The 10,926-nt window shown below is 54.7% G+C and carries 8 protein-coding genes and 1 pseudogene; 6 read left to right on the top strand and 3 right to left on the bottom strand.

The features are described 5' to 3' along the window. Positions 1 to 1,125, bottom strand: a complete 1,125-nt coding sequence (locus PJL69_RS11630; protein ID WP_271309796.1) for an ABC transporter ATP-binding protein — start codon at positions 1,123 to 1,125, stop codon at positions 1 to 3. A gap of 89 nt (positions 1,126 to 1,214) precedes the next feature. Further along, positions 1,215 to 2,297: a polyamine ABC transporter substrate-binding protein gene (locus PJL69_RS11625; protein ID WP_271309795.1), complete on the bottom strand. Its 1,083-nt coding sequence runs from the start codon at positions 2,295 to 2,297 to the stop codon at positions 1,215 to 1,217. A gap of 165 nt (positions 2,298 to 2,462) precedes the next feature. On the opposite strand from PJL69_RS11625, the gene PJL69_RS11620 reads away from it, so the two are divergent. From PJL69_RS11620 to PJL69_RS11595, 6 genes and pseudogenes are all read left to right on the top strand, one after another. Then, positions 2,463 to 3,161, top strand: coding sequence for a GntR family transcriptional regulator (locus PJL69_RS11620; protein ID WP_271309794.1), 699 nt, complete (start codon positions 2,463 to 2,465; stop codon positions 3,159 to 3,161). Positions 3,162 to 3,248: 87 nt separating this feature from the next. Continuing rightward, entirely contained in the window at positions 3,249 to 4,637 is a 1,389-nt protein-coding gene (locus tag PJL69_RS11615) for an aspartate aminotransferase family protein (RefSeq protein ID WP_271309793.1), read from the top strand. Between the two features lie 262 nt (positions 4,638 to 4,899). After that, on the top strand, positions 4,900 to 6,048 hold the full coding sequence (locus PJL69_RS11610) for an ABC transporter ATP-binding protein (protein ID WP_441347484.1): 1,149 nt from the start codon (positions 4,900 to 4,902) through the stop codon (positions 6,046 to 6,048). Positions 6,049 to 6,133: 85 nt separating this feature from the next. After that, the gene (locus PJL69_RS11605) at positions 6,134 to 7,240 is read left to right on the top strand and encodes an extracellular solute-binding protein (protein WP_209097818.1); all 1,107 of its coding nucleotides are present in this window, start codon (positions 6,134 to 6,136) and stop codon (positions 7,238 to 7,240) included. 139 nt (positions 7,241 to 7,379) lie between these two features. Beyond that, complete coding sequence (locus tag PJL69_RS11600) at positions 7,380 to 8,654, top strand: ABC transporter permease (protein WP_271309792.1); 1,275 nt, start codon at positions 7,380 to 7,382, stop codon at positions 8,652 to 8,654. A gap of 14 nt (positions 8,655 to 8,668) precedes the next feature. Then, positions 8,669 to 9,514: pseudogene (locus PJL69_RS11595) on the top strand (ABC transporter permease); the annotation flags it as partial. A 73-nt stretch (positions 9,515 to 9,587) separates the two neighbouring features. On the opposite strand, the gene PJL69_RS11590 reads toward PJL69_RS11595, so the two are convergent. Further along, positions 9,588 to 10,829, bottom strand: coding sequence for a lytic murein transglycosylase (locus tag PJL69_RS11590; protein ID WP_441347494.1), 1,242 nt, complete (start codon positions 10,827 to 10,829; stop codon positions 9,588 to 9,590). Positions 10,830 to 10,926 lie beyond the last annotated feature (97 nt).

Genomic DNA, 10,926 nt, shown 5'->3' with positions numbered 1-10,926 from the left:
TTAACGCTCCAAGAAGACGCCAGCGGTGGCGGTCCAGCTGAGCCATACGTCGTCTTCCCAAGTGAACGCTCGCCGAGAAATGCGTCGGCTGTTGGCAGCCTGCGCTTTGATGATCTGTCCGCCAGCGAGCTCCACATGATAGGTGGAAATGTTGCCAAGGTATGCAATATCGAGCACCTTACCTTGCACAGCGTTTGCCGCCTCTGTCGGTTTTTCCGCTGAAATAGAGACTTTTTCAGGCCGTATTGCGTAATGCATCTCTTGCCCGGCCTGTGCACCTTCGAGCGGTGCGCCCACGATGGCAGGCTGCGCCTCAGCCCAATGCATATGCAGGGCGTCGCCTTTTGGATCCGCCTTGCCCGTGATCAGATTTACCTCGCCGATGAAGTCGGCAACATATGTGGAGTTTGGCGCTTCGTAGATCACATCAGGTGTTGCAACTTGAATGATCTGTCCATGATCCATTACGGCGACGCGGCTTGCAACTGTCATCGCTTCTTCTTGATCGTGGGTGACGATCACAAAAGTGGTGCCGGTTTTTTCCTGAATGTCCATCAATTCAAACTGCGTTTCCTGGCGCAGTTTTTTGTCGAGCGCGCCAAGAGGTTCATCAAGCAGGAGCAGTTTCGGCGCCTTTGCCAAAGACCGGGCAAGCGCAACGCGCTGGCGCTGACCACCGGAAATTTGGTGCGGTTTGCGACTGGCAAATTTCTCCAGTCGGGTCAAACGCAACATTTCTTCGACACGAGCGGCGATCTGATCTTTGGGCAGACGATCGCGGCGCAAACCAAAGGCGATGTTTTCCCAGATACTCAGGTGCGGGAACAGTGCGTAAGACTGAAACATCATGTTCACCGCACGCTTGTTTGGTGGCACAGGGGCAATATCTTGACCAGCCAGCAAGATACTGCCTTCTGTGGGTGTTTCAAAACCGGCAAGCATACGCATCATCGTGGTTTTGCCACAGCCCGAGGGCCCAAGAAGCGCAAAGAACTCTCGTTCGAAAATGTCGATGTTCAGAGTGTCAATCGCAGTGAAATCGCCAAACCGTTTCGTAACATTCTGAAACTGAATCAGGGGTTTCGCGGTTGGGTCTTCCCAAGGGGCAAAGGCATCAAGCGCCATGGTGGTCTCCGAAGATGGGCGGGAGCAAGCTCACGAGTGCGGCAAGAAGGCCCGCGCTTTGATCGCGCGAGCCTATGGGCGTCACAGCATTAGATGCCGGATTTGATCTTCGTCCAAAGACGCGTCACGACACGCTGCACCTTTGGTGGGTAAGGAGAGACCGTGTAGAGATTTGCGAGCGTCGCTTCGTCTGGATAGATTGCCGGATCGCCAATCACATCCTCAGCGAGCAGCTCCTGAGACGCGAGGTTGCCGTTTGCGTAGTAAACATAGTTAGACGCATCCGCCATGTTCTGGGCTTCCATGATAAAGTTCAGGAATTTATGCGCAGCTTCTGGATTTGGTGCATCCGCCGGGATCGCCATTTGGTCAAACCACATCAACGCGCCTTCGGAAGGTGCATTGTAGGCAATCTCTACCCCGTTCTCTGCTTCCCATGCGCGATCACGCGCCTGAAGAATGTCGCCCGACCAGCCCATCGCCACGCAAATATCACCGTTTGCGAGCCCATTGATGTATTCTGAGCTGTGGAACTTCTGAACGTAGGGCGCAATCGCTGTGAAGATTGGCTCCACCTTGGCAATCACGTCTTTGTCTTGACTGGTGGGGTCTTCGCCGATGTAGGCCAGAGCTGCTGGGATCATCTCATCAGAGGCGTCCAGCATGTGCACACCACATGAGGCGAGCTTTTCCATGTTTTCAGGATTGAAGATCAGATCCAGAGAACCGATGGGGGCGTCTTCCCCCAGCACTTCTTTAACCTTGTTCAGGTTCACACCGATGCCCGTGGTGCCCCACATGTAGTTGATGGAATAGGCATTGCCGGGATCATAGTTGGCGGTGCGCTGCTCCACCACATCCCACATGTTGCCAATATTGCTCAACTTGTCTTTGTCGAGCTTCTGGAACACACCTGCCGCAATCTGGCGCTGTAGAAAAGCACCGGTTGGTACAACGATGTCATAGCCTGAGTTGCCCGCGAGCATTTTCGTTTCCAGCACATCATTGCTGTCAAACACGTCGTAGATCAGCTTGATGCCGGTTTCGGATTCAAATTTCTCCAGCAATGCCTCATCAATATAGTCGGACCAATTGTAGACCCGGACTTCTTCGGCCAGCGCAGCTGTGGTAAGCGCGAGTGTCGCAGTAAGAGTGATAAAGGGTGTCTTCATGAGGATCTCCCGTTGGATGCCGAGTTCAAAGCCCGGTCACTTATGTGAGATTAATTTGATCAAGTTTTTCCGTTATGGCAATATCCTTGTTCAAAGTGCCACTTTGAAGGCGCCGTTCGAACAAAGGTTTTGCAGCGAATTGCACAAATGGAAGGCAAGCAAGTTTTGACCCAAGCCATCGAACAAACAGAAGCGCAAAGCGCACGCGTGCCGGTGCATCAGCAAGTCTATGCGCAGTTGCGAGATGCTGTGCTTTTTGGCGAGCTTGCGCCGGGGCAAGCTGTCACCATTCAGGGATTGATTGAACGCACAGGTGCGGGCATGACGCCAATCCGCGAAGCCATCCGCCGCCTGACCAGTGAGGGCGCACTGGAGTTTCAGGGGAATCGGCGTGTTGTGGTCCCGTTGATGACATTGGATGCGATCGACGATCTGATTTTCTTGAGAGAATCAGTGGAAACGCGCCTTTCTGAACTGGCTGCGGCTCGTATCTCCCCCGCTCAGATCGCGCAGCTGGAGGCCATCGATACGCGTTTGGACGAGGCCATAATCCGCGGCGATGTACCGGCATATCTGCGACGCAACTACGATTTCCATGCATTGCTTTACGACGCCGCCGCTGCCCCGATTCTGCTGGATGTGGCAAATAGTGTTTGGCTGAGGTTTGGGCCATCAATGCGTGTGGTTTGTGGACGGATGGGGACGCAAAACCTGCCTGACAACCACAAAACAGCTCTGGAAGCGCTGCTCAAAAAAGATGCAAAAGCTGTTGGGGAAGCCATCAGACAAGACGTCACTCAGGGGATGGAGCAGATCCGCGAAGCCCTTTTGGAAGGCACCGGTTTTGCCGAGGTGATTGACTAATCAAAATTTGATCATATTTTTGAGTGCAGATGTATGAAGCGGGTTTGTCCGCATTCTTTCTGCTCCAATTTCTCTGCGAGGACTGACATGAATATGATCACAAATCACCTGCCTACGGCAGAGCTTCAGGCGCTGGATGCAGCGCATCACATGCACCCGTTTTCTACGCAGGCGGATTTTGATCAAGCAGGGGCCCGTGTCATCACACAGGCAAAGGGTGTGACACTTACCGATAGTGAAGGTGAGCAAATCCTGGATGCCATGGCCGGCCTCTGGTGCGTAAACATTGGCTATGGGCGCGAAGAACTGGCAGAAGCGGCAGCACGCCAGATGCGCGAACTGCCGTATTACAATACGTTTTTCAAAACCACCCATGTGCCGGTGATTGCCCTTTCCAAAAAATTGGCAGAGCTCGCGCCCGGTGATCTCAACCACGTGTTCTTTGCCGGGTCAGGCTCTGAGGCCAATGACACAAACATGCGGCTTGTGCGCCACTACTGGTCAGCGAAGGGCAAGCCAAGCAAGACCGTGTTTATCAGCCGCAAGAACGCCTATCATGGTTCAACAATGGCTGGTGCGAGCCTTGGCGGTATGGTGCCGATGCACCAGCAAGGCAGCCTGCCTATCCCAGATGTGCATCACATCAACCAGCCAAACTGGTGGGCAGAAGGCGGGGACCTGTCGCCAGAGGAATTTGGCATCCAACGTGCGCAGGAGCTCGAAGACGCCATTCTTGAGCTTGGCGAAGACCGCGTCGCGGCCTTCATCGCAGAGCCGATCCAAGGCGCTGGCGGCGTGATTGTGCCGCCGGAAACCTATTGGCCCGAAATACAGCGGATCTGCGACAAGTACGAAATCCTGCTGATCGCTGATGAGGTGATCTGTGGATTTGGGCGCACGGGAAATTGGTTTGGCAGTCAGACGGTGGGAATCCGCCCACACATCATGTCGATCGCCAAGGGCCTATCCTCTGGTTATGCACCCATTGGGGGATCCATCGTTTGTGACGAGGTGGCAAACGTTGTCGGCGCAACTGAATTCAACCACGGCTACACCTACTCGGGCCATCCTGTGGCCTGTGCCGTGGCTTTGGAGAACCTGCGCATCCTCGAAGAGGAAAACATCCTTGAGCATGTGCGGGAAGACGTTGCCCCCTATCTGAAAGAGAAGTGGGAAGCGCTGGCAGATCACCCGCTGGTTGGGGAAGCCAAAATTGTCGGAATGATGGGGTCCATTGCGCTGACGCCGAACAAAGAAACCCGCGCGCCATTTGCTGCAGAAACAGGTACGGTTGGCTATAAGTGCCGCGAACACTGCTTTGCCAACAATCTGGTTATGCGCCATGTCGGCGATCGCATGATCATTTCGCCCCCCCTCGTCATGAAACGTTCCGACGTAGATGTTCTGATCGAACGCGCCAGGCGCGCGCTTGACCAGACATTTGAACAGATCAAGGCCGAAGGGCTGTTTCAATAACCGCCCAAGTTTTGATCAAACCTGCCTCCCCGGGACATCGTTCCGGGGATTTTTTGCGTCCCATCCGAAAAAAGACGTTCAACCCAAAGCCGAATTATAAAAATTATTTTTGGCTTTATGGGTTTACCTCTGTCGGTTTTTGGCGAAAATCATTCTCAATGCGTCGCAAACCGACCTTGTTGGTCACGATTGACTGGCAGACTTTCCTTAGTGAACTGCGGTGTTGCGCATTGAGACGCAGGTGTGGTTACACTTGAAATAGATGAGCAGAGACAATCTGCCGACTGAAAAACACAGGGAGCCTATTTTGGCTGATAGTGCATCTAACGGCGCGTTTGTCGAATTCGACCGCGTGCAAAAGAGCTATGATGGTGAGACACTCGTCGTCAAAGATCTGAACTTGAGCCTGCCGAGAGGCGAATTTCTCACCATGTTGGGACCATCAGGATCGGGCAAGACAACTTGTCTGATGATGTTGGCAGGCTTTGAAACCGCAACACATGGCGACATTCGCCTCGGTGGTACATCCATCAACAACATTCCACCGCATAAGCGGGGCATTGGCATGGTGTTCCAGAACTATGCCCTGTTCCCGCACATGACGATTGCGGAGAACCTGAGCTTCCCTCTGGAAGTGCGCAAGATGGGCAAGACAGAGCGCGAAGAGAAGATCAAGCGCGCGCTGGACATGGTGGAAATGGGGGCCTTTGGTGGTCGTCGTCCATCGCAACTTTCCGGTGGTCAGCAGCAGCGTGTTGCGCTGGCACGTGCGCTGGTTTTCGAACCAGAACTGGTGCTGATGGATGAGCCGCTGGGCGCGCTGGATAAACAGCTGCGCGAAAAGATGCAGTTTGAAATCACAAACCTTGCACACAACCTGGGCATCACAACGGTTTATGTGACCCACGATCAGACCGAAGCATTGACGATGTCTGATCGCGTGGCCGTATTTGATGATGGCCGCATTCAACAGCTTGATCCACCTGACACCCTGTATGAAGCACCACAAAACAGCTTCGTTGCGCAGTTCATCGGTGAAAACAACACGCTCGAAGGCACCGTCAAAGAAATCAACAACGGTTTGGCGTTGATCCAACTCGACGATGGTGAATTGATTGACGCGATGCCGGTCCACGACAGTGTGAAACCTGGCGCACGCACACGTGTATCGATCCGTCCAGAGCGTGTGGAATATAACAAAGATCGTATCCAAGAAGGCGCGCATACGCTGAAAGCCGAAGTGAAAGAGTTCATCTATATGGGTGACATCTTCCGCACGCGCCTATCGGTGGCTGGCAATGATGAGTTTGTCATCAAAACCCGGAACGCGCCGGATGTGGAACGTTTGCAGCCCGGTCAGCAAATCGAAATTGGCTGGCTGCCACAAGATTGTCGCGCGCTGGACGCCTGACAAATGTGATTTAAACCCCCGGCGCCAAATTGACCGGGGGACAAAAGAACCAAATTAAAGAAAACCAACAAGGAGAGAGTGTTCTATGAAACTCACCAAACTTGCAGCCCTGGCGGCAACGACCGCACTTTGCGCCCCGGCAGCATTTGCCCAGGAAATGGCAAATGAAATGACCCTGGTGTCTTGGGGCGGTGCTTACCAGTCCAGCCAGATCAAAGCCTATGTAGAGCCCTATCTGGAAATGCACCCAGAAGTGAAAGTCACCTGGGATGAAAGCTCTGCCGAAGCGGTGGCCAAACTGCGCGCCATGAACGAAGCAGGCAACGTCACCTGGGATCTGGTCGACGTTGTGGCCTCTGACTCCATGCGTCTTTGCGACGAAGGTCTCGCTGTAGAGATTGACCCGTCGGCCGATCTTGCAGCTGCGCCTGATGGCACCTCTGCTGAAGACGACTTCGGTGATCTGCTCGTGTCTGAGTGTTTTGTCCCTCAGATCGTTTACTCCACCACCTTCGGCTACCGCACTGACCTGGTGGGTGACACAGCGCCAACGTCTGTTTGTGATGTGTTCGATTTGGAGGCGTATCCAGGCAAGCGTTCCCTGCAGAAACGCCCAATCGACAACATGGAATGGGCGCTGTTCTGTGACGGTGTGGCCAAAGAAGACATCTATGACACGCTGGGCACCGACGAAGGTGTGAGCCAGGCGCTGGCGAAGCTCGACACCATCAAGGATCAGGTTGTCTGGTGGACCGCAGGTGCAGAAACCCCACAGCTGCTGGCAGACGGCGAAGTTGTGATGGGCTCCACCTTCAACGGTCGCCTGTTCTCTGCCATCGCGGAGCAGAACCAGCCAATCGGCATGCTCTGGGACATGCAGTCCTTTGACCTCGACGGTTGGATTGTTCCAGAAGGCCTGCCAGCAGACCGCAAAGCGCGTGTGATGGACTTCCTGAAGTTCGCCACCGACACCCAGCGTCTGGCCGATCAGGCGAAATACATCTCCTACGGTCCGGCCCGCGCCTCTTCAGCGCCACTGGTTGGCACTCATGCCGAACTGGGCATCGACATGGCACCTCACATGCCAACCGATCCGGCCAACGCAACCAACGTGCACATCTATGACTACGAATGGTGGGCCGACAACCGCGATGACCTGAACGCGAAATTCGAAGCGTGGCTGGCGAAATAATCCCAGCCTAAGCTGAGAAAATTTAGGAAGGGGCCACAGCTGGCCCCCTCCTCCAGAATAAGAACAACCTAAAAATAGGTGTTCGTCTGCGCCAACGCAGACTTGCAACGCACAAACGGCAATAGCCGACAGGGATACTATGAGCGATATGACCGATACCGCCGGCCCGGTTCTGGCCGCAGACGGGACGCCCCTCAAGCGCAGTCTCGCGCGGGCACTCCGGCGACAGAAACTCCGGGCGCTGCTGCTGATCGCCCCTCTGCTGATCTTCATTCTCGTGAGCTTCATCCTGCCCGTGGTGGATATGCTCTATCGCTCGGTACAGAATGGCATCGTTTCCAACACGCTGCCCCGCACAGTGGTGGCTCTCGCCGATTGGGATGCAAGCACAGGCGAGTTGCCGGATGAGGTGGTCTATGCCGCTTTAGCAGCCGATCTCAAAGAGGCCGCAGAAGCCAAAATCCACACCAAGGTTGGCACGCGACTGAACTATGAAAATCCCGGCATGTCCTCGCTGTTCCGCAAGACCGGCCGGAAAGCCAAGAAATTTGATCTTGAAGCCGGCGGCCCTTGGAAAGAAGAGCTGATCGACATCAACAAGGGCTGGGGCGAGCACGACAATTGGCGCACAATCCAGACCTATTCCCCCACCATCACATCCGGCTACTTCCTCAATGCTGTTGATATGCGGGTCGGCACGGACGGCCCTGAAATGCGGCCGGAAGATGAACAGATCTACATGAAGCTGTTGGGCCGCACCCTCTGGATGTCACTGGCGATCACATCTTGCTGTATCCTCTTGGCCTATCCGGTGGCGTGGCTTTTGGCCAACCTTCCTGCGCGCAAGGCCAACATCTTGATGATCTTGGTGTTGCTGCCGTTCTGGACATCGCTTCTGGTGCGGACCTCCGCCTGGAAAATCCTGCTGCAACAACAGGGGGTTATCAACGACATCCTAGTCTATGTTGGACTTGTGGCCGATGACAGCCGCCTTGTGATCATCAACAACCAGTTCGGCACCATCGTGGCCATGACCCACATCCTGCTGCCGTTCATGATCCTGCCGATGTATTCCGTGATGCAAACCATCAACCCATCCTATCTGCGCGCGGCCAAATCTCTGGGTGCAACTGATTGGACAGCTTTCTGGCGGGTCTATTTCCCGCAGACCGTGCCGGGTATTGGTGCGGGGTCGATCCTCGTGTTCATCCTTGCCATCGGCTACTACATCACGCCAGCCCTTGTGGGCGGCACCAAAGGCACGTTCATCTCCAACCAGATTGCCTTCCATATCTCGACCTCGCTCAACTGGGGCCTTGCCTCAGCCCTTGGGGCCATCCTTCTGGCGGTCGTTCTGGTGCTCTACTGGGCCTATGACAAAATCGTCGGCATCGACAACGTGAAGCTGGGGTAACGGACATGAGCGCACTTCCACCATATGCAACCACCGGCCAGCGTGCCTGGTATTACTCTTTCCGTGTCATTTGTGGCCTGATCTTTTTCTTCCTGATCGCGCCCATCATGGTAGTGATCCCCCTGAGCTTTAACGCACAGGACTTCTTCACCTTCACCAAAGAAATGCTGAGCTTTGATCCAGAAGGCTACTCGCTCAAACACTATCGGGATTTCTTCAGCAACCCCGACTGGCAGGATGCTCTTTGGAACTCGGTGAAAATCGCACCGGCGGCCACGTTGATCTCTGTGTCGCTGGGCACATTGGCCGCCATAGGCCTCAGCCAACCGCATGTGCCTTTCCGCCGCGCCATAATGGCCACGATGATCTCTCCGATGATCGTGCCCCTGATTATTTCTGCGGCCGGTATGTATTTCTTCTACTCTCGGATGGGGCTTGCAGGCACCTACTGGGGTGTGGTTCTGGCGCATGCAGCGCTTGGCATTCCCTTTGTGATCATCACCGTGACCGCAACGCTGGTTGGCTTTGACCATTCTCTTACCCGTGCTGCGGCCAGTATGGGCGCCAACCCTGTCACCACATTCTATCGCATCCAGATGCCTCTGATCCTGCCCGGCGTGATCTCCGGCGCGCTGTTTGCCTTCATCACTTCCTTTGACGAGGTTGTGGTGGTGATCTTTGTGGGCTCGGCCAAACAACAGACCCTGCCGTGGCAGATGTTCACCGGCCTGCGCGAACAAATCAGCCCGACCATTCTGGCCGTGGCGACCATCTTGGTTGCGATCTCCATCGCGCTTTTGACCACGGTAGAGCTTCTGCGCCGGCGTTCAGAGCGCCTGCGGGGCATGTCGCCCACCTAAACGGCAGACAAAACAGATAAAAAAGGCGGCCTCTGGGATCAGAGGCCGCCTTTTTTCTGAGGATTGCCAGAGATCAGCGCAGCGTCTTAAGCAGTGTCAGAGACGCATATCCATCTGGGTCAAGCCCAACCGAATCCTGATACTTACGCACCGCTTCAATGGTCAATGGACCGATCTTTCCGTCTATCTTTTGTGTATCAAATCCCGCCTCAGAAAGACGTTGCTGCAACTCTTTTCGTTCATTGAAGGTCAGGGCGCGATCTTCGCGCGGCCACTTTCCAAGAATGGGGGCCCCGCCCTGAATGCGATCGCTCAGATGCCCGACCCCAATCACATACGCATCAGCGGTATTGTAACGTTCAATCACGGCGAAATTTTCGAAGATAATAAAGGCAGCGCCCTTTCCGCCTGCAGGCAGTAGCAGAGAAGCCTTACCGTGGTTTTGAACAGACTGACCCCGCATATCAACCACACCAAGGCGCGCCCATTCTGAGGGCTGCTTCTGAATCTGACGACTGGCAAGGGCGTAGTCAAAATCACGCGGAATCTTCACCTCTACACCCCAAGGCTGTCCCGACACCCAGCCAGATCTGTTGAGATAAGCAGCCGTAGAGGCAAGAGCATCCGTAGGATCGTCTGACCAAATGTCACGCTTGCCATCGCCAGTGAAATCCACCGCAAATGACTGATAAGAAGTCGGGATAAACTGCGTGTGCCCCATAGCCCCCGCCCAACTTCCAGTCATGTTCTGTGCAGAAACATCGCCGTTTTGCAGAATCGTCAAGGCTGCCGTCAGCTGCTGTTCAAAGAACTCACCTCGGCGACCGTCATAAGCAAGCGTGGCCAAGGCTTCGATGATCGGCGTTTTACCACGATAGGTGCCATAATTGCTTTCCAGCCCCCAGACCGCGACAACCACCTCTTTGTCCACGCCATACCGCGCTTCGATGCGCTGAAGTGTATCGCTGTATTCGCGCAAGGCTGCTTTGCCATTTTTCACGCGCGCATCCGAAACCGCACTGTCGAGATATTCCCAAATAGTTTTGGTGAACTCACTTTGGTTGCGATCTCTTTTGATCACGTCTGCGTTGTACTGAACTCCCGAAAACGCCTGATCAAAAACAGCCGCACTGATCCCGGCACGAACCGCTCGGCTGCGATAGCTGTTCAGCCAACGGGCAAACCCTTTGTCGCTGACCGAAACAGGTACAGTGTTTGATGCAGCAAGGTTGGGCTCAACTGTGCGCAGAACAGGGCGGAGAGAATGCGAGGGTGGATTTGCCCAAGCCCCTGTCGCCATTGCAGCGCAGATCATTCCGATTGCCCATCGTTTTTTTGCCAACATGGCACCGCTCCTCGCCTGTTTTCCAAAGTGTACAGCGCTGCGGCAAAACGACAAAGCACGCAACAGA

Origin of the sequence: Shimia sp. MMG029, from assembly GCF_027947445.1 — a bacterium.
Classification (GTDB): Bacteria; Pseudomonadota; Alphaproteobacteria; order Rhodobacterales; family Rhodobacteraceae; genus Shimia.
The sequence above is the reverse complement of the archived record's forward strand: the minus strand, read 5'-3'. Positions and strand labels throughout refer to the sequence as shown.